The sequence below is a fragment of the Anaeromyxobacter sp. K genome, assembly GCF_000020805.1.
Classification (GTDB): domain Bacteria; phylum Myxococcota; class Myxococcia; order Myxococcales; family Anaeromyxobacteraceae; genus Anaeromyxobacter; species Anaeromyxobacter dehalogenans.
Genome location: NC_011145.1, coordinates 93,372 through 111,050 on the forward strand (window position 1 = coordinate 93,372; position 17,679 = coordinate 111,050).

Here is a 17,679-nt window from a genome sequence, read left to right on the forward strand (position 1 = left end):
GGCCCCGTCAAGCGCGTGTTAGCGCTGTCGCCATGCCGGTTTCCGAAGCCTCGATGGGCGCCGGGCGGCGCGCGCGGCTCGGCGGGCTCTACGTCATCGTGGGGGGGGCGGATCCGGTGGCGCAGGCGCATGCCGCGATCGGCGGAGGCGCCCGCGCCGTCCAGGTCCGGATGAAGGATGCGCCCGCCGGCGCGGTGCTCGAGGCCACCCGCCGCATCCTGGCGCTCGCCGCCGGCCGGGCGCTCGTGCTCGTGAACGACCGCGCCGACCTGGCGCTCCTCGCCGGCGCCGACGGCGTCCACCTCGGCGACGACGACCTGCCGGTGCCGGAGGCGCGGCGGCTGCTCGGCCCCGACCTGCTGGTGGGTCGCACCACCCGGACGCTGGAGGAGGCCCGGGCGGCGCTCGATGAGGGGGCCGATCACGTCGGCTACGGGCCCATCTTCGCCTCCCGGTCGAAGGCGCTGCCGGTGCCGCCGCGCGGGCTGCAGGCGCTCGCCGAGGTGGCCCGCGCGCTCCCCGCGCCGGTGGTGGCGATCGGCGGCATCGGGCTCGACGACGTCGGCGCGGTGGCGCGGGCGGGCGCCGCCTGCGCGGCGGTGATCGAGGCGGTGGTGGGCGCGGCGGACCCGGAGGCCGCCGCGGCGCGCATGCAGGCCGCGTTCGAGGCGGGCCGGGCCGCGCGGGGGGCGAACCCGTGAACCCGCGCCCGAGGATCGGGATCACGCTCGACGCCGACGCGTCGGGCCGCCGCTACGAGCTGCCGCGCGGCTACGTGGAGGCGGTGCTGGACGCGGGCGGGCTGCCCATCCTGCTGCCGCACGCGGTGGACGTGGCCGGCGCGTACCTGTCGCTGCTCGACGGCCTGGTGGTGAGCGGCGGCGACTTCGACCTGCCGCCCGAGCTGTACGGCGAGGCGCGGCGCCCGGGCTGCGGCCCGTCGCGCCCGGAGCGCACCCGCTTCGAGAAGGACCTGCTCGAGGCCGCGCTCGCGGCGCGCCTGCCGGTGCTGGGCGTGTGCGGCGGCATGCAGCTCCTCGACGTGGTGCGAGGCGGCACGCTCTGGCAGGACCTGCCCGGCGAGGCCGGCCTCCACGGCCACGAGCAGCCCGCGCCGAAGGACGTGCCCTCGCACGAGGTGACCATCGCGCCCGGCACGCAGCTGGCCACGCTCGCCGGGGCGGGTCCGCTCATGGTGAACTCGACGCACCACCAGGCGGTGCGCGAGCCCGGGCCGGGCGTGCTCGTGTCGGCCCGCGCGCCGGACGGCGTGGTCGAGGCCATCGAGCTCCCCGACCTGCCGTTCGCGCTCGGCGTGCAGTGGCACCCCGAGGCGACGCGCGACGACCCGCGCCACGCCGCCATCTACCGGGGCCTGGTGGACGCGGCGCGGAGCCTGCGCCGGTGATCCCGCGGGTCTTGGTGGTGGCCGGCCTCGACCCGTCGGGCGGGGCGGGGCTGACCGCCGATCTCGAGGCGCTCGCCGCCGTCGGGGCGCGCGGCTGGGCGGTCGCGACCGCGCTCACCGCCCAGGGCCCCCGCGGCGCGCGCGGCGTCTCGCCCGCGAGCGAGGCGTTCCTGCGGCTCCAGATCGACGCGCTGTTGGAGGGGCGCGAGCGGCCGCGCGCGGTGAAGACCGGCATGCTCGGGACCGCGGGGCTGGCCGCTGCGCTGGCGGCGCGGCTCGCGGAGCCGCCGCTCGCGCGCGTGCCGCTGGTGGTCGATCCGGTGCTGCTCGCGTCCTCCGGGGCGCCGCTCCTCGACGCGGGTGGCGTCCCGCCCGGCGAGGCGCTCGCGCCGCTGCTCGCCCGCGCGCGGCTCGCCACGCCCAACCTGCCCGAGCTCGCCGCGCTCACCGGTCTCGAAGTCTCGACCGACGACGCCGCGGTGCGCGCCGCGCGCTCGCTCCCCGCGCGCGCGGTGCTGGTGAAGGGTGGGCACCGCGAGGGCGCGCCGGTGGACCTGCTGGTGGAGGGGCGGCGCGTGACGCGGTTCACCGGGCGACGGCGGGCGGGGACGGCGCGCGGCACCGGCTGCCGGCTGGCGTCGGCGATGGCCGGGCTGCTGGCGGGCGGCGCGTCGCTGGAGGAGGCGGTGCGCGGGGGGAAGCGGGTGGTGGAGCGGTACCTGGATGCGAGCGGGCGGGGGTCGGCCGGGCGTTGAGGGTGCGGGCGGGGTGAGGGTGGGCGCGGCGAATGCGACGGGAGCGCCGGCGCGGCGGGATCGGCCGGCGTTGCTGGGGCCTTGAGGGTGCGGGGGCGGTCGGGGGCGGGACCGCGCGACCGGAACCGGGGCTGCGGGGATCGGCTCGCGAGAGGCTCGTGGGTGGGGCGCGGGGCGCGGGGGCGGGCGCGCGGAACCAGTCAAGACATCGCTGACGGTCGGCGCGGGGCTCCGGATCGCGACGTCGAAGAAGCCGGCGTGCCAGCGGAGCGCGTCCTCCGGGCGAAGCCGTCGATGTGGTCGGTGCGGTCCGTGCCGAGACGCCGCGGGCTGCCGCGAGTGACCATCACGTGTCGTCGCCATGGACGCGTTGCCATTCCGAGAAGAAACGAGCGACGGTAGGAGCAGCGGCGGTTCGAGTCACGGTGCCCTCCACCAGAAGTCCACGCGGGCGGAGCCCTCAGCCCTGCGCCCCGCGCCCCACCCTCGGGCCGCTCGCAAGCCGATCCCGCCGGCCCCGGTTCCGGTCACGCGGGCCCGGCCCCGACCGCCGCCGCACCCTCGAAGCCTGGTGCAGTCGGAGCCATCACTGACGCGCCGCGGCCGCGGCGCTCGCGCTCGCCTGCGCGCCCGCCCGCGAGGCGCCGTCCGCGCGCCACCACCTTGAAGTCGTTTCAGGACATCGCTGACCCCGGATGGCTGCTCGAACGTCACGCGTGCCCCGAAGGCGTAGCGAGTCATAGGCCAGAAGCCTCGAACCGCGAAGCTGGGCGCGGAAGCGAGCGGGGCGCGTCGGGCGCGCTCCACGACGCGCGCGCAGTCCACGAGCGCCTCGCCGAGGCGGCCGAGCCCAGCGGAGCGCAGCCGGAGGCGGCAGCCGTGGGCCGCCGAGCGGTGGCGTGCAGGTGTGACCTTGCGTGAACGAGCGCTTGCGACCCGCACGGTGAGTGTAGGACGCGCTCACGTTCCGTTAATATCTGCCCAATCATGAGGCGCGGCTCCCGTCAGCTCCGGTTCCGGCTCCCCGCGCCTCGAACGCACGGCGGGCGGCGTCCGGGTGCTGGGCGGAAGCCGAGGGGGGCGCGGGCGGGGGTCTCGCACCACGGGCGGCCGGTAGTCACCGCCGCCGCGCCGGTGCACGTCACCTTGCGCGTGCTCCCGCACGTCTGGAACCTGCGCAGCCAGCGTGCGTTCCGCGTCGTGGAGGCGGCGCTCGAGGCGGCGACGGGGACGGCGACCGCCACCGGCTTCCGCGTGGTCCACTTCTCGCTCCAGGGCAACCACCTCCACCTCCTCGTCGAGGCGGACGGGCAGCGTGCGCTCTCCTCTGGGATGCAGGGGCTCTGCATCCGGCTGGCGAAGGGGCTCAACCGCATGATGGGGCGGCGCGGGAAGGTCTTCGCGGACCGGTACCACGCGCGCGTGCTCGGCACGCCCTCCGAGGTCCGCAACGCGCTCGCCTACGTGCTGCTCAACCACCGCAGTCACCTGGCGCGGCTGGGGAAGCCGGCTGGGCGCGGGGGTGTGGACCGGTTCTCGTCGGGCCGGTGGTTCGACGGGTGGCGCGGGGGTGGGCCTGCGGTGCCCGAGGGCGCACGCAGGGTCACGGCGGCGGCGCGCACCTGGCTGCTCCGGACGGGATGGCGCCGTGGCTCGACGGGCTCACCACGAGGGGCGGGTGGGCTGCTCTCGTTCGACGAGGTTCCGGCCGCGCCGGCGGGCTGACCGCCGCGTCGCGGCGCGCGCCTACTGCTGGGGCCGGCGGTCCATCTCGGCGAAGTAGGTGGTGCTCTTGAAGAACACCAGGTCGATGGTGCAGGTGGGGCCCTGGCGCTGCTTCGCGACGATGAGCTGCACGGGGAGCGTGTCGCCGCTGGCGGTGCCCTGCTGGACGTCCTTGTTGTCCTCCTCCGCGCGGTGCAGGAACATCACGATGTCGGCGTCCTGCTCGATGGCGCCGGACTCGCGGAGGTCGGAGAGCATGGGGGGCTCGCCCTTGCGCTTCTCCACGCTGCGGTTCAGCTGCGAGAGCGCCACGATGGGGCACTCGAGCTCCTTCGCCAGCGACTTGAGCGAGCGGCTGATGGTGGCGATCTCCTGCTCGCGCGACTGGTTGGAGCGATCGCTGGGCGCGTGCATGAGCTGCAGGTAGTCGATCATCACCAGGTCGAGCCCGCCGTTCTCGCGCTTCAGCTTGCGGCACTTCGAGCGCAGCTCGACGGGGGTGAGCACGAAGTTGTCGTCGAGCCACAGGCTGGCGGCGCCGATGCGGTCGGCCTGGGTGGCGAGCTTGTCCCAGTCGTGCCGGGAGAGCTGGCCCTGCGAGAGCTTGCGCCAGTCGAGCTTGCCCTCGGACGCGAGCATGCGGAGCGCGAGCTGGTCGGCGGGCATCTCCAGCGAGAAGAACGCCACCTTGCGCTGCGCCTTGGTGGCGGCGTGGGTGGCGATGTTGAGCGCGAAGGCGGTCTTGCCGACCGACGGGCGGGCGGCGAGGACGGTCAGCGTGCCGGGCTGCAGCCCGAGCGTGTTCCGGTCGAGCGTCTGGATGCCGGTGGGCACCCCGGTGATGGGCGACAGGCCGGCCTGCACCCGCTTCTGCACCGCCTCGAGGTTCTCGAGCGCGCGCAGCACCGGCTCGGAGATCTTCTTCAGCGTGTCGACGCTGGTGCCCTGCGCCGCGCCGAACACCTCCTGCTGGGCGGCGTCCAGGAAGTGCTGGACGTTCGCGCCCGCCTCGTAGCCGCGCTCCACCAGCCGCTGCGCGGTGAGCATCATCACCCGCAGCCGGGCCAGGTCCTGCACGGTGCGCGCGTAGTGGCCCACGTTCGACGCGGTGCCGATGGCGCGCGCCAGCGTGAGCGGGAGCTCGTGCGGGACCGCCGAGCCGAGCAGCCCCTTCGCGTCGAGCCGCTGCTGGATCAGGATGGGATCGAGCGTCTTCGACTCGCGGGCCAGCTCCTCGCACGCGCCGTACACGTGCTGGTGGGCGAGCAGGTAGAAGTCGCCGGCCCGGAGCAGCGCCGCCACCTGGTCGAAGGCGGTCTCCTCCACCAGGATCGCGCCCAGCACCGCCTGCTCGGCCTCGAGGCTGTGGGGGAGATCGCGCGCGGAGCGCAGGGGGGAGACGCCGGCTTCGGCGACGCGGCGGGCAGGATCCGATTCGGCCATCGAGCGGCGCAGCCTACCAGCCGACTGTGACCCGATCATTGTCGATGTGCGGTGGATAACCGCCGAAAACGCATGGAAAGACGCGGTGGAAAGGCTGTGGACGGCGTGTGGATGGGCTGTGGACGGCTCGCCCGGGCCCTGCGGTGTGCCCTGGGCGGGTGAGGTGGGAGGCGGCTCCGGTACGCCCGCGTCCCGCGGCCGCGGTACAACCACGGCATGCGATCCCTCCGGCTCCTCGCCCTCACCTCGATCGTGGCGCTCTCCGGCTGCGCCGCCCTCAACCAGCTCGCCGCGTCGGCGTTCGAGAAGCCGAAGCTCACCTTCCGCTCCGCCACGCTGCAGTCGCTCGACCTCGAGGGCGCCACGCTGGGCTTCCAGTTCGACCTCGAGAACCCGAACGGCTTCGGCCTCACGCTGGCGCGCCTCGGCTACGGCGTCGAGGTGGAGGGGACGCGCATCGCCGCCGGCGACATGCCCGGCGGCCTGAAGATCCCGGCGGCCGGGAAGGCGCCGGTCACGTTCCCGGTGCGGGTGCGCTTCAAGGACGTGCCGGGCATCGTGTCGCTGCTCGGACGCCAGCAGGAGTCCATCCGCTACAAGCTGGGCGGCACGGTCGGGGTCTCCACGCCGGTGGGCGTGGTGGACCTGCCCATCTCCCACGAGGACAGCCTGAAGCTGCCGCGCCTCCCCGGCTTCACGCTGGAGGGGCTGTCGGTCCGCTCGGTGTCGCTCTCCGACCTCGCGCTCGACGTGAAGCTGCGGGTGAAGAACCCGAACGCGTTCGCGATCCCCTCCGGCACGCTCGACTCGGCGGTCTCGCTGGCCGGCAGCCAGGTCGGGCGGATCGACGGGCGCGCCCTGGCCGCGGTGCCCGCGCAGGGGAGCACGGTCCTCACCATCCCGCTCAAGGTGGACCTGCTCCGCGCCGGCCGGGCCGCCAGCGAGCTGATGCGCGGCGCGCCGGTGGACGTGGGCATGCGCGGCACCGCCGACCTGGGAGGCCTGCCGGTGCCGCTCGACCTGGGCGGGCGCGTCCCCGTCGCGAAGTGAACGAAAGGAGACGCCCGGCGGGGAGACCGTCCGCCGGGCGCCTCGAGGCCGGCATGGGAGGGGAGGAGCCGGCCTCCCTCCACCCTGATGCCCGACGGGCGTGCCAGCAAGCCCCCGCCCGAACGTTCCGCGCGTGCGGGTGCGGTGGCTGGTCACGGGGCGGCCCCGGCGTTCCGCCGCGCCCCACCGCCGGGGCGCGGCGAGCGGGGGTCAGCGGACGGTGAACCCCACCTCGGTGCCGGCGGCGAAGCTGAAGAACTCGCCCGAGATGCCCGCGCCGGTGACGTTCTTCACCAGCGCGACGTCCTGGCCGGCCGCGGCGTACGGTCCGCACAGCGCCAGCACCGCGGCCGAGTACGCGCCGGGCGCGAGCGGCTCGCCGCTGACGAGCGAGCGGACGTCGAAGCCGCGGTCGCTGCCCCAGTAGAAGTCGCCGTCCCAGGGCTCGGCCGCGGCCGTCACCGCGGCCCAGTAGAGCGGCGCGTAGTCCGCGTCGGCGGTGCCGGCCTCGACCGCGGCGTCGGTCCAGGCGGCGCGGAGCCCGGCCGCGTCCAGGGTGGCGCCCTCCGCCGGCGACGTGAAGGCCGGCTCGCCCACGAGGTAGGTGAACCCGGTGCCGTCCACCGCGCCGTCGCCGTTCGCGTCCACCGTGATGGTGTAGCGCCGGCCCGGCTCGCCGGTGAACGCGGCGCTGAACACGCCGGTGCCCTCCGCCGCCAGCGGGAGCGCGTGCGCGCCGTCCGGGCCGGTGACGGTGATCACCGCGCCGTCGGTCGGCTGCGGGTCCACGAGCTCGCCGTCCGGGCCCGGCACGCCCTCGCTCACGAGCGCCGCGGCGCCGTTCGCGTCCACCCAGGCGGTGACCTCGTAGGAGAGCTTGCTCAGCACCCCGACGCGCACCAGCAGCGGATCGGCGGGCGTGCCGACGCCGGCGGCGGCGGCCTGCATCTCGCCGGCCGCGCCCGCGAGCGCGGCGCCCCCGGCGCAGGAGCGCGCCACCAGCCCGGTGAGCGGCAGGTCGTCCACCTTGCCGAACTCGATGTACTTCGCGCCGGGCATGCCGGTGAGCGAGCCGTCGAGATCGAAGCCGGTCTGGTAGGCGACCAGGCTCGAGGCGCCGTCGCGGAGCGCCACCACCTGGAAGTTCCCGTTCGCGTCGGTGTACGCGGTGGTCCCGGGGAACGCCTCGACGCGCGCGTTCGGGAGCGGCCGCCCGTCCACCGCCGACACCACCCGCCCGTACAGGTCGGCGCACTCGTTCCCCTCCGGCGCGGCGCCGTACCAGGAGAAGTGGCGGATGGCGGCGCGCAGCACCGGCGTCTCGCCGTCGACGCTCGAGCGCGCCACCGTGCCCTCCACGAAGTCCTCCCAGGCGCCGGTGGCGGGGTCGTAGGAGTAGCAGTGGATCACGGTGCCGAGGGGGTAGCGCGGACGCAGCGCGGGCGGGATGGGCAGCTCGACCACCGCGCTCGCCGAGGGCTTCAGGTTCACGCGGCGGCCGGACGGCTCGTAGATGCTGAACTCGGCGAACGTCACCGGCGCGAGCACCGTCCCGCCGGCGCTCCCCGCCACCAGCTCGCCGGGGAGCACCGCGGTCTCCTTGCTGGGATCGACCGGGGTGATGGTCACCTCCAGCTCGGTCGCGGCCGTGTCGAGGCTGCCGGCCGGGAGGATCACCGCGTACGGGCCGGCCTCGGTCACCTCCGAGAAGGTCCGGGCGGTGGACGGATCGTAGGGCTGCCGCGCCCCCTCGCGCTTCAGCGTGGCGAGCACCGCCTCGGAGCGGTCGCCGGAGCGGGCGCCGGCGTAGCTCGGCGCGTAGCCTTCCTTCGTGAAGGTGAGCCGCACGTCGCCGGCGGCGAGGCCGGTGAGGGTGAACTCGCCGGCGGCGTCGGTCACCGCGGTGCGGCCGGCGGCCGTGACGGTGACGCCGGCGAGGCGCGCGCCGCTCCGGGCGTCGGTGACCGCGCCGAGGACGGTGCTGGCGCCGCCCGGCGGAGGGGGCGGGGGCGGGGGGCTGCTGCCGCCCCCTCCTCCTCCGCCACCGCAGGCCGCGAGCGCGGCGACGAGGACGAGGGCGGCGGGGGCGAGCGCGGCGCGCGCGCCGGGCCGGGGAAAGGGAAACGGGCTCATCGGGGCTCCTGTCGGATGGGGTTCAGGGTGCGGGGGGAAGCGGGGCGGGGCCGGGCACCACGGCCACCGCGAAGGAGAGGCCGTCCACCGGGACGGCGCCCACGACCGCGAGCGTCTCGACGTCCACCGCGAGGACGTGCCCCTCGGTCCCGGCCGACACCACCCAGGCGGTGCGGCCGTCCGGCGAGAGCGCGGCGTGGCTCGGGTTCGCGTAGGGGCGCGCGGCGGAGCGGAGCCGCTCGGTGCGGACCTCGCCGGTGTCGAGATCGAGGCGCGAGATCGCGTCGGAGTAGTAGTCGAGCGCCAGCACGCGGCGGCCGCCGGGGAGCGGCAAGAGGCCCATGGGCCCGGGCGCGGCGGTGAACGCCGGGCCGGCGCCCGCGGCGGCGCCCGCGGTGACGGGCGTGACGGTGTCGGAGGCGAAGTCGGAGACGAGCGCGAGCCCCCGCTCCGGGAGCGCGAGCAGCGCCACCGGATCCGGGCCGACCGCCACGTCGCCGAGCGGCGCGAGCGTGTCCGCGTCGAGCCGGCGGATCACGGCGGGCTCGCCGGAGGGGGGCTTCGGCCGGAGCGCCACCAGCACCTCGTCGCCCAGCAGCGCGAGCGCGACCGCCTCGCGCGCGTCGCCGGCCGGCGCGAGCGCCACGCGGCGATGGATCGCGCCGGTGGCGAGATCGAGCTCGGTGAGCGCGCCGGAGCGGACGTGGGCCACGAGGAGGCGACCGCCCGGGAGCGCCAGCATGGCGATGGGCCGCTCGCCCACGTAGCGCGGCGGCGGTCCGCCGGGCACGCCGTGGCAGGCGGCGCAGCTCGTGGCCGCGGCGGCCTCGGCGGTGGCGTGGCCGGCGATGGGGCTGCCGTCCTCGCGCGCCGCCGGGAGCGGCGCGGTGAGGAAGGTCCGGGTCGGGCGGGCCGTGGCGGGATCCAGCTCCGCCACCGCCTGCGAGCCGGTGAGGACGACGAGCAGCCGGTCGCCCACCGCGAGGAGCTGGTGCGGGAGCTGTCCCACCGCGATCCGGCGCACCGTCTCGCCGCGCTCGGGATCGACCACCGCCACCGTGCCGCTCGCCGCCTGGCTCACGTACAGGTGGTGGCGCGCGGCCGGCGCCTCGCGGGCGGGCGCGCAGGCGAGCGCGAGCGCCGCAGGATGCGCGCGGCGGCCGCGGGAGGCGCGGTCCTTCTCGGGGAACGGGCGCGCCGGCCGGGCGGCCTGTGCGCGGGGACAGGCGGGCGCGGCTACAGCGCCAGGCGGAGGAGCGGGGTCGCGACCAGCACGCCCAGGCCGGCGACGATCATCACCACCCCGGCGACGGCGCCCTCGACGCGCCCCAGCTCCATCGCCTGCGCGGTGCCGGCGGCGTGCGCGCCCATGCCGAACAGCGCGCCGCGCGCCACCGCGCTCCGGAGCGGCAGCCAGCGCACCAGGAGCTGCCCCACCACCAGGCCGACCACCGCGGTGAGGATCACGAACACCGCCGCCAGCGCCGGCACGCCGCCCAGGTCGCCCGCCACCTGCATCGCGAACGGGGTGGTGATGGAGCGCGGCGCCAGGCTGAGCGCGAGCGGCCGGTCGAGGCCCAGCGCCCGGGCGAGCAGGAACGAGCTCCCGACCGCCACCGCGCAGCCGGCCAGGATCCCGGCGCAGAGCTCGGCGGCGTGGCGGCGCAGGAGGCCCGCGTGCCGGTGGAGCGGCAGCGCGAACGCCACCGTGGCCGGGCCGAGGAGGTCCACCAGGAGCCGCCCGCCCTGCATGTAGCCCGGGTACGGCACGCGCGCGGCGAGCAGGAGCGCCGCGAGCGCGCCCGGCACCACCAGCAGCGGCGTGAGCCACGGCCGCGGGAAGCGGCGGTGCAGCGCGCGGGCGGCCGCGTAGAGCGCGGCGGTGAGGGCGATCCAGGCGGCGGCGATCACGGCGCCTCCTCGCGGCGGCGCGCCAGCCACTCCACCGTGGCCCCGGTCACCGCCATGACGAGCACCGTGCTCACCGCCACCACCGCGAGCGCGCGGGCCCCCTCGCTGCCGAGCAGCTCCGGGTACTGGATGGCGCCGACCGCGGCCGGGATGAAGAAGAGCAGCATGTGGCGGAACAGCCACGCGGCCCCCCGCTCCAGCCACTCCGCCCGCACCACGCCGAGCCGGAGCGCGGCGAGGAGCAGCAGCATCCCCACCACGCCGCCGGGGAGCGGGAGGCGCAGCGCGCGGGCGGCGAGCGCGCCCGCGCCCCAGAACGCGCCCAGCGCGAGGAGCTGGAGCGGGAGCGCCAGCAGCGCGGCGGTGCGGGGCGGCGGGGCGGCGGGGGAGGCTGCGTGGACGGCGCGAGGCATCGGCGGAACCTAGGCGGCGCCCTGCCATGATGGAAGTGAATCTTTGGACTAGGATGCATTCCGGACAGGCATGGAGGCGGGATGGACCTGCGCGGGCTGGGCGCGTTCGTCGAGGTGGTGCGGCAGGGCGGCTTCACCCGGGCGGCGGCGGCGCTGCACGTGACGCAGCCGGCGGTGAGCAAGGCGGTCCGGGCGCTGGAGGACGAGATCGGCGTGCCGCTGCTCGAGCGCGGCGCGCGCCGGACCGTGCCCACCGAGGCGGGGCGGGCGGTGCTGGCGCGGGCCGAGGGCGTGCTCGCGGCGGTGCGGGCCATCGAGGACGAGGTGGCCGACCTGGGCGCGCTGCGCCGCGGCCGCGCCCGCGTCGGCCTGCCGCCCATGGTGAGCGGCGCGTTCTTCCCCCCGGTGCTGGCCGCCTACCGCCAGCGCTACCCGGGCATCCAGCTCGAGCTGCGCGAGGAGGGGGCGCGCGAGGTGGAGGCGCTGGTGGCGTCCGGCGCGCTCGACGTGGGCGTGACCGTGCTCCCGACCGACGAGGCGCGCTTCGAGGCGCTCCCGTTCGTCCACGACGTGCTCGCGGCGGTGCTCCACCCGGCGAGCCCGCTCGCGCGCCGCCCGCGGCTCGCGCTCGCCGACCTCGCCGGCACGCCGTTCCTGCTCTACCGGGCCGACTTCGCGCTGCGCGGCCGCATCCTCGACGCCTGCCGCGCGGCCGGGTTCTCGCCGCAGGTGGCGAGCGAGACCGGGCAGTGGGACTTCATGGCGGCCATGGCCGCGGCGGACGTGGGGGTGGCGCTGCTCCCCCGCACCATCTGCCGGCGGCTCGACCCGGCGCAGGTGGCGGTGGTGCCGCTCGCCGCGCCGGCCATCGGCTGGAACCTCGGCCTGATCTGGCGCCGCGAGGGGACGCTCTCCGCCGCCGCGCGCGCGTTCGTCGAGACCGCGCGCGAGGTGCTGCTCCCGCGGCGGGCGGCGGGCTACCCGGCCGCGCGCTCCAGGCCGCGCACCAGGAAGTAGATGGCGTCCGGGTGGTGGAGCACGATCGCGCTGGTGGACTGCTCCGGCACCATCTGGCAGGCGTCGGTGAGCGAGACGCCGATGGTGCGGACCGGGTCGAGGAGCTTCCAGACCTGCCGCTGGTCCGAGAGCTCCGGCCACGACGGGTAGCCGGGCGAGTAGCGCTTCCCCTGGCCGTCGGCGAGCCCGAGCTCCCCGCGGACCTGGCGGTGCCAGTACTCGGCGAGCGCCTCGGCGGTCTCGACCGCCAGGCCGTGCAGGAACAGCGCGCGGGTGTAGTCGCCGCGCTCCTGCGCCTGCTCGGCGAGGTGCGTGGCCTGGTCGCCGACCGTGACCACCTGCAGCGCGCACACGTCGGCGCCGCGCTCCTCGCGGAAGTAGTCGGCGAGGCAGAGGTTGCGGTCGTCGGGCTGGCGCGGGAACTGGAGGCGCGCCACCTCGGCCTTGCGGTGGGTGGGGTCGAGCACCACGAGGTCGTTCCCCTCGGCGTGGCAGGGGAAGTAGCCGTAGACCACCTTCGGCACCAGCCACCCCTGCGCCTGCGCCTCGGCCTTCAGCTCCTCCAGCTTCGGGCCGAACTCCTCGCGGATGAGCCGCTCGTACTCGGCCCCCTTCGCCTTCACGCCCCACTGCAGCTTGAACAGCTCGGCGAGGTCCAGGTGCGGCCACACGTCGGCGAGCGCGATGCTGCCGGACGGCACCACCCGCGGGCCCCAGAACGGCGGCGCCGGCACGCGCGCGGCGGGCGCGACCGAGCCGGTGCGCCGCGCCGGCGCCTGCGCCACCGGCTCCGCGGCGGGCCGGGACTTCTCCGCGACGGCCTTCTGCAGCACCTCGCGCCGGAGCGCCTCGCGGCGGGCCGGGTCCACCAGCGCCTCCACCACCTCCAGCCCCTCGAACGCGTCCTTCGCGTAGAACACGCCGCCCGCGTACGGGTTGCCGTCCTGCGCGAAGTGCGTGCGGTAGCCGAAGCGGCGGTTGATGGCGGCGCCGCCGATGATCACCGGGAACGAGAGGTTGCGGCGGTGCAGCTCCTCCACGCAGAACGGCATCTGCTTGGAGGTGGAGACGAGCAGCGCGGACAGGCCGATCGCGTCGGCGTTCACCTGCAGCGCCTTGTCGAGCACGGTGGCGACCGGCACCTGCTTGCCGAGGTCGTGCACGGTGAAGCCGTTGTTGGAGAGGATGGTCTTCACCAGGTTCTTGCCGATGTCGTGGACGTCGCCGTAGACGGTGGCGAGGACCACGTTCCCCTTGGTGGCGCCGGCCTTCTTCTCCAGGAACTGCTCCAGGTGGGCGACCGCCTTCTTCATCACCTCGGCGGACTGGAGCACGAACGGCAGGATCAGCTCGCCCGCGCCGAACCGGTCGCCCACGTCCTTCATGGCGGGCAGGAGCACCTGGTTCAGCACGTCCACCGCGGAGCGGCGGGTCAGCGCCTCGTCGATGAGCGCCTCGATGCCCTCCGGCCGGCGGTGCAGGATCTGGAGGTGGATGCGCTCCTCGGCGCTCTTCCCGCCGGCGCCGGCGAGCGGGTCCACCGCGGCCTTCTCCGGCGCGCCCTTCGCGCCGAAGTGGGCGATGAGCCGCGCCAGCGCGTCGGGCCGGCGGTCGAACACCAGGTCCTCCGCGAGCGCCCGCTCCGCCGCGTCGATGGCGGGGTAGGGGAGGATGTCCTTCGGGTTCACGATGGCGAGGTCGAGCCCGGCCTGCACCGCGTGGTACAGGAACACCGAGTTCACCACCTCGCGCGCGCTCTTCGCCAGGCCGAAGGAGACGTTGGAGACCCCGAGGGTGGTGAGCACGCCCGGGTTCTCCGCCTTGATGCGGCGGATGCCCTCCAGCGTCTCGACCGCGCTCCGGCGGTACTCCTCGCCGCCGGTGGCGAGCGTGAAGGTGAGCGCGTCGAACACCAGGCTGTCCGGCGGGATGCCGTGGTCCTTCGCCACCGCCACGATGCGCCGGGCCACCTCGGCCTTGCGCTCGGCGGTCTGCGCCATGCCCTTCTCGTCGATGGTCATGGCGACCACCGCGGCGCCGTAGCGGCGCACCAGCGGCAGCACCCGGCGCACCCGCTCCCCGGACTTCTCCAGGTTCACCGAGTTCACGATGCAGCGGCCCGGGTAGACCTTGAGCGCGCCCTCGATCACGTCCGGCTCGGTGGAGTCGATCATGAGCGGCGCGTCCACCGACTGCGCCAGCAGCTTCGCGAGCGTGCGCATCTGCGCCGCCTCGTCGTCGCGCTCGTTCAGCGCCACGCACACGTCGAGCACGTGCGCGCCCGCCTCCACCTGCCCGCGCGCGATCTGCACCAGGCCGGCGTAGTCGTCGGCGAGCAGCAGCTCCTTCACCTTGCGCGAGCCCTGGCTGTTCAGCCGCTCGCCCACCACCAGCGGCCGCGGCTCCATGGCGAGCGGGACCGCCTTCATGGCGGAGGAGAGCTCGGCCGCGGGCGCGGGGCGGCGGCGGCGCGGCGCGGGCCGGGCGCGCAGCGCCTCGACCACCTTGCGCAGGTGCTCGGGCGTGGTGCCGCAGCAGCCCCCCACGATGTCCACGCCGTACTCGGCCACGAAGCCGACGAGCGCGCGGGCGAGGTCGTCGGGCGAGAGCTTGTAGACCGCCCGCCCGTCCACGTTCTCGGGCATGCCGGCGTTCGGCAGCACCGAGACGAAGTGCGAGCACTTCTCGGCGAGCGCCTTCACCGAGGCGCGCATCTCGTCCGGCCCGGTGGAGCAGTTGAGGCCGATCGCGTCCACCGGCAGCCGCTCCAGCGTGGCGACCGCGCTGCCGATGTCGGTGCCGAGCAGCATGCGGCCGTTCGCGTCGATGAGCGTGGGCTGGGCGATGACGAACACGTCGCGCAGCGCCTCGCGCCGGACCGCGTCGCAGGCCAGCACCGCGGCGCGGAGCTCGAGCATGTCCTGCTGCGTCTCGATGATGAGGGCGTCCACCCCGCCCTCCACCAGCCCCTTCGCCTGCTCGAAGAAGATCCGCTCCAGCGCGTCGGAGGTGATGTTCCCGAGCGCCGGGTCGGAGGACGACGGCAGCATGCCGGTCGGGCCGATCGAGCCGGCCACGAAGCGCGGCTGATCCGGGGTCGAGTAGCGGTCGGCGGCGCGGCGGGCCAGGATGGCCGCCCGGCAGTTCACCTCGTAGGTGCGGTGGCCGAGCCCGTACTCGTCGAGCTTCAGCCGCGAGGAGCCGAACGTGTTCGTCTCCACCACGTCGCAGCCCACCGCGAAGTAGCGCGCGTGGATCTCCTCGATGAGGTCGGGGCGGGTGAGCGTGAGCAGGTCGTTCGCGCCCTCCTTCCCGCCGAACTCCGCGGCGGTGAGCTGGTGGCGCTGGATCTGGGTGCCCATGGCGCCGTCGAACACGAGCGGGCGGCGTTCGAGGGCTTCGCGGAAGTTCACGGGGTCGTCCGTTCGGAGAGGGCGGGGCGGAGGGCTGGAGACGCGTCCGCAAAGTTAGAGAGATAACACCCCGGCCCCGAGCGATCGAGCCCGCCTGCAGGCCCACCGCACCGGCGGGAGGGGCCCCGCCCGCCCCCCGGTCGCTTCGCGCGGCCCCGGCGCTAGGATCGCTCCATGATCCACGAGGCGCGCTACTGGGAGCCCGCGGCCGGCGGAAAGGTCCGCTGCACGCTGTGTCCGCGCGACTGCCGGATCGGGGAAGGGCAGGCCGGGTTCTGCTTCGTGCGGCGGAACGAGGGCGGCAAGCTCGTCACCTCCGCCTGGGGCCGATCGACGGGGTTCGCCGTCGATCCCATCGAGAAGAAGCCGCTCGCGCACTTCCACCCCGGCGCGCGGGTGCTCTCGTTCGGCACCGCCGGGTGCAACCTCGGCTGCCGCTTCTGCCAGAACTGGGACATCTCCAAGGCGCGCCTCGACGAGCTGCACTCCGAGGTGGACTGGACGCCGGAGCGGGTGGTGGCGCTGGCGCGCGAGGCCGGCTGCCCGGGCATCGCCTTCACCTACAACGACCCCATCATCTGGGCGGAGTACGCCATCGACGTGGCCGACGCGGCGCACGCGGCGGGGCTGTTCACGGTGCTGGTGACGAACGGCTACGTCTCGCCCGAGGCGCGGCGCGACCTGTTCTCGCGCGCCGACGCGGCCAACGTGGACCTGAAGGCGTTCACCGAGGAGTTCTACCGGCGCCAGACGTTCTCGCACCTCGCCCCGGTGCTCGACACGCTGGAGTGGCTGGCGCGCGAGACGCGCGTCTGGACCGAGGTGACGACGCTCCTCATCCCCGGCCTGAACGACGGCGACGCCGAGCTGCGCGACCTGGCCGGCTGGATCCGCGATCACATGGGCCGGGAGGTGCCGCTCCACTTCAGCGCGTTCCACCCGGCCTACAAGCTGACCGACCGGCCCCGCACGCCGCCCGCCACGCTCACCCGCGCCCGCGCGATCGCCCGGGCCGAGGGGCTGCGCCACGTGTACACCGGCAACGTCCACGACCCGGAGGGCGACACCACCTTCTGCCCGGGGTGCGGCGCCCGGGTCATCGAGCGCGACTGGTTCGCGGTGAGGGCGGTGCGGATGAAGGGCGGCGCCTGCGCGGCCTGCGGGACGCGCATCGCCGGGCGGTTCGGCGACGAGGGGGTCCGGCTCGACGACGGGATCCCGCTGCCGCTCGGCGTCCCGGTGTGACCGGCCCGCGCGGGAGGCTCAGGGCTCGACCGACTGGACCGGCTCGCCCTCGAGCGCGGCGGCCGCGGCGGGGGTGCAGGCCGTCTCCGGCTCGTCCGACGACAGGCCGCAGGAGGCCTTGCCGCAGGCGGTGTTGATCCACTCGCAGAACTCGGCCCCGTCCGGCGCGCGGCAGGTCTTCAGCCGCTGGTCGCAGAGGTGCTCGACGTCCTTCGACGGGTTGTGGTTCTGCAGCTGCTCCTTCACGCTCCGCTCGCAGGCGTCGCGCGTGGTGCCGACGCCCACGCACCGGCAGAGCCGATCGCCCAGGTCCTGGCAGGGACCGGAGCAGCCGGCGAGGGCGAACGTCAGGGCGATGGGGACGAGGAGCAGGCGGCGCATTCGGAGGGCGGGAGGATCACCCGAGCGTCCCCGGCCGTCAAGGACCGCGGACCGGCTGAATGCGCCGCCGCGGCGGGCCGTCTGGTATCTAGACCGCCATGACCTCGAGCTTCCTCCTCGCCCTGCCCGTCGCGCTCGCCCTCGCCGCGTCCGGCCCGGCCCCCGCCCCGGCGGAGCCCGGCGGCGCCGCGGCGGCGCGCACCCTCGAGGATCCGCGCGCGCTCGCCCGGAAGGTCCAGGCGTTCTACGAGCGGACCCGCGACCTCGAGGCGCGCTTCCGCCAGGCCTACACCTACGCCGGCTTCGGCCGCCGGCAGACGTCCTCGGGCACGCTGCGCGTGAAGAAGCCCGGGATGATGCGCTGGGACTACGAGAAGCCGGCGGCGAAGACGGTGGCGGTGAAGGGCTCGCGGCTGGTGCAGTACGAGCCGGAGGAGAACCAGGCCTACGTGGACGAGGCGTTCGACAGCTCGGCCATGAGCGCGGCGGTGACGTTCCTGCTCGGCAAGGGCGACCTCCTGCGCGAGTTCGACGTCTCGCTCGACGGGTCGGGCGCGCTGCTGCTCCGGCCGAAGGAGTCCGACCCGCGGGTCGAGTCCATCGCGCTCACCGTGGCGGCGGACGGGCAGGTGACCGCCACCCGCGTGGTGGACGGCGCCGGGAACGCGAACGAGATCCGCTTCGAGGACGTCCGGCGGAACGTGGGCCTGCCCGACGCCGCCTTCGAGGTGAAGCTCCCCCGGGACGTCCGCCGGATCGCGGCGCCGAAGGCCCAGTAGTCGTAT

General features: G+C 75.5%; 15 protein-coding genes. 8 read left to right on the forward strand and 7 right to left on the reverse strand.

The window, feature by feature from the left end:
* Positions 1-32: 32 nt before the first annotated feature.
* The 4 genes from thiE to ANAEK_RS00420 all read left to right on the forward strand — a co-directional run bounded on the left by thiE (position 33) and on the right by ANAEK_RS00420 (position 3,888).
* Complete coding sequence (gene thiE, locus ANAEK_RS00405; RefSeq protein ID WP_041454000.1) at positions 33-701, forward strand: thiamine phosphate synthase; 669 nt, start codon at positions 33-35, stop codon at positions 699-701.
* Positions 698-1,408, forward strand: coding sequence for a gamma-glutamyl-gamma-aminobutyrate hydrolase family protein (locus ANAEK_RS00410; RefSeq protein ID WP_012524161.1), 711 nt, complete (start codon positions 698-700; stop codon positions 1,406-1,408). Before thiE ends, ANAEK_RS00410 begins: the two co-directional genes overlap by 4 nt.
* Positions 1,405-2,163, forward strand: a complete 759-nt coding sequence (locus ANAEK_RS00415; protein ID WP_012524162.1) for a hydroxymethylpyrimidine/phosphomethylpyrimidine kinase — start codon at positions 1,405-1,407, stop codon at positions 2,161-2,163. Before ANAEK_RS00410 ends, ANAEK_RS00415 begins: the two co-directional genes overlap by 4 nt.
* Positions 2,164-3,150: 987 nt before the next feature.
* On the forward strand, positions 3,151-3,888 hold the full coding sequence (locus tag ANAEK_RS00420) for a transposase (protein ID WP_012524163.1): 738 nt from the start codon (positions 3,151-3,153) through the stop codon (positions 3,886-3,888).
* Positions 3,889-3,909: 21 nt separating this feature from the next.
* Here the strand turns inward: ANAEK_RS00420 and dnaB are convergent, their stop codons facing one another.
* On the reverse strand, positions 3,910-5,331 hold the full coding sequence (gene dnaB, locus ANAEK_RS00425; RefSeq protein ID WP_012524164.1) for a replicative DNA helicase: 1,422 nt from the start codon (positions 5,329-5,331) through the stop codon (positions 3,910-3,912).
* Between the two features lie 216 nt (positions 5,332-5,547).
* Here dnaB and ANAEK_RS00430 point away from each other — a divergent pair, with 216 nt between their 5' ends.
* Positions 5,548-6,381: an LEA type 2 family protein gene (locus ANAEK_RS00430; RefSeq protein ID WP_012524165.1), complete on the forward strand. Its 834-nt coding sequence runs from the start codon at positions 5,548-5,550 to the stop codon at positions 6,379-6,381.
* 210 nt (positions 6,382-6,591) lie between these two features.
* On the opposite strand, the gene ANAEK_RS00435 is transcribed toward ANAEK_RS00430, so the two are convergent.
* The 4 genes from ANAEK_RS00435 to ANAEK_RS00450 all read right to left on the reverse strand — a co-directional run bounded on the left by ANAEK_RS00435 (position 6,592) and on the right by ANAEK_RS00450 (position 10,838).
* A complete protein-coding gene (locus ANAEK_RS00435) occupies positions 6,592-8,514 on the reverse strand; it encodes a carboxypeptidase regulatory-like domain-containing protein (protein ID WP_012524166.1) in 1,923 nt (640 codons plus the stop codon).
* Positions 8,515-8,536: 22 nt separating this feature from the next.
* Positions 8,537-9,595 carry a YncE family protein gene (locus tag ANAEK_RS00440; RefSeq protein ID WP_012524167.1) on the reverse strand — a complete coding sequence of 353 codons (1,059 nt, stop codon included), beginning with the start codon at positions 9,593-9,595 and terminating at the stop codon, positions 8,537-8,539.
* A 155-nt stretch (positions 9,596-9,750) separates the two neighbouring features.
* Entirely contained in the window at positions 9,751-10,425 is a 675-nt protein-coding gene (locus tag ANAEK_RS00445) for an LrgB family protein (protein ID WP_012524168.1), read from the reverse strand.
* Complete coding sequence (locus ANAEK_RS00450) at positions 10,422-10,838, reverse strand: CidA/LrgA family protein (RefSeq protein WP_012524169.1); 417 nt, start codon at positions 10,836-10,838, stop codon at positions 10,422-10,424. Before ANAEK_RS00450 ends, ANAEK_RS00445 begins: the two co-directional genes overlap by 4 nt.
* 81 nt (positions 10,839-10,919) lie before the next feature.
* Between ANAEK_RS00450 and ANAEK_RS00455 the strand changes: the two genes are divergently transcribed.
* The gene (locus ANAEK_RS00455; RefSeq protein WP_012524170.1) at positions 10,920-11,855 is read left to right on the forward strand and encodes a LysR family transcriptional regulator; all 936 of its coding nucleotides are present in this window, start codon (positions 10,920-10,922) and stop codon (positions 11,853-11,855) included.
* On the opposite strand, the gene metH is transcribed toward ANAEK_RS00455, so the two are convergent.
* Positions 11,816-15,268: a methionine synthase gene (gene metH, locus ANAEK_RS00460; RefSeq protein ID WP_012524171.1), complete on the reverse strand. Its 3,453-nt coding sequence runs from the start codon at positions 15,266-15,268 to the stop codon at positions 11,816-11,818. The genes ANAEK_RS00455 and metH overlap by 40 nt on opposite strands.
* Positions 15,269-15,442: 174 nt before the next feature.
* On the opposite strand from metH, the gene amrS reads away from it, so the two are divergent.
* Positions 15,443-16,513 (forward strand): AmmeMemoRadiSam system radical SAM enzyme, encoded by a 1,071-nt coding sequence (gene amrS, locus ANAEK_RS00465; protein WP_012524172.1) that lies wholly within the window; start codon positions 15,443-15,445, stop codon positions 16,511-16,513.
* A gap of 18 nt (positions 16,514-16,531) precedes the next feature.
* Here the strand turns inward: amrS and ANAEK_RS00470 are convergent, their stop codons facing one another.
* Positions 16,532-16,894 (reverse strand): hypothetical protein, encoded by a 363-nt coding sequence (locus ANAEK_RS00470; protein ID WP_012524173.1) that lies wholly within the window; start codon positions 16,892-16,894, stop codon positions 16,532-16,534.
* Positions 16,895-16,992: 98 nt separating this feature from the next.
* On the opposite strand from ANAEK_RS00470, the gene ANAEK_RS00475 reads away from it, so the two are divergent.
* Positions 16,993-17,673: an outer membrane lipoprotein carrier protein LolA gene (locus tag ANAEK_RS00475; protein WP_012524174.1), complete on the forward strand. Its 681-nt coding sequence runs from the start codon at positions 16,993-16,995 to the stop codon at positions 17,671-17,673.
* Positions 17,674-17,679 lie beyond the last annotated feature (6 nt).

What these genes read in the sequence shown, in the direction of transcription:
- thiE (WP_041454000.1), top strand. Translation starts at nt 33, where the DNA reads ATGCCGGTTTCCGAAGCCTCGATGGGCGCCGGGCGGCGCGCGCGGCTC.
- ANAEK_RS00420 (WP_012524163.1), top strand. Translation starts at nt 3,151, where the DNA reads ATGAGGCGCGGCTCCCGTCAGCTCCGGTTCCGGCTCCCCGCGCCTCGA.
- dnaB (WP_012524164.1), bottom strand. Translation starts at nt 5,331, where the DNA reads ATGGCCGAATCGGATCCTGCCCGCCGCGTCGCCGAAGCCGGCGTCTCC.
- ANAEK_RS00430 (WP_012524165.1), top strand. Translation starts at nt 5,548, where the DNA reads ATGCGATCCCTCCGGCTCCTCGCCCTCACCTCGATCGTGGCGCTCTCC.
- ANAEK_RS00435 (WP_012524166.1), bottom strand. Translation starts at nt 8,514, where the DNA reads ATGAGCCCGTTTCCCTTTCCCCGGCCCGGCGCGCGCGCCGCGCTCGCC.
- ANAEK_RS00450 (WP_012524169.1), bottom strand. Translation starts at nt 10,838, where the DNA reads ATGCCTCGCGCCGTCCACGCAGCCTCCCCCGCCGCCCCGCCGCCCCGC.
- ANAEK_RS00455 (WP_012524170.1), top strand. Translation starts at nt 10,920, where the DNA reads ATGGACCTGCGCGGGCTGGGCGCGTTCGTCGAGGTGGTGCGGCAGGGC.
- amrS (WP_012524172.1), top strand. Translation starts at nt 15,443, where the DNA reads ATGATCCACGAGGCGCGCTACTGGGAGCCCGCGGCCGGCGGAAAGGTC.
- ANAEK_RS00470 (WP_012524173.1), bottom strand. Translation starts at nt 16,894, where the DNA reads ATGCGCCGCCTGCTCCTCGTCCCCATCGCCCTGACGTTCGCCCTCGCC.
- ANAEK_RS00475 (WP_012524174.1), top strand. Translation starts at nt 16,993, where the DNA reads ATGACCTCGAGCTTCCTCCTCGCCCTGCCCGTCGCGCTCGCCCTCGCC.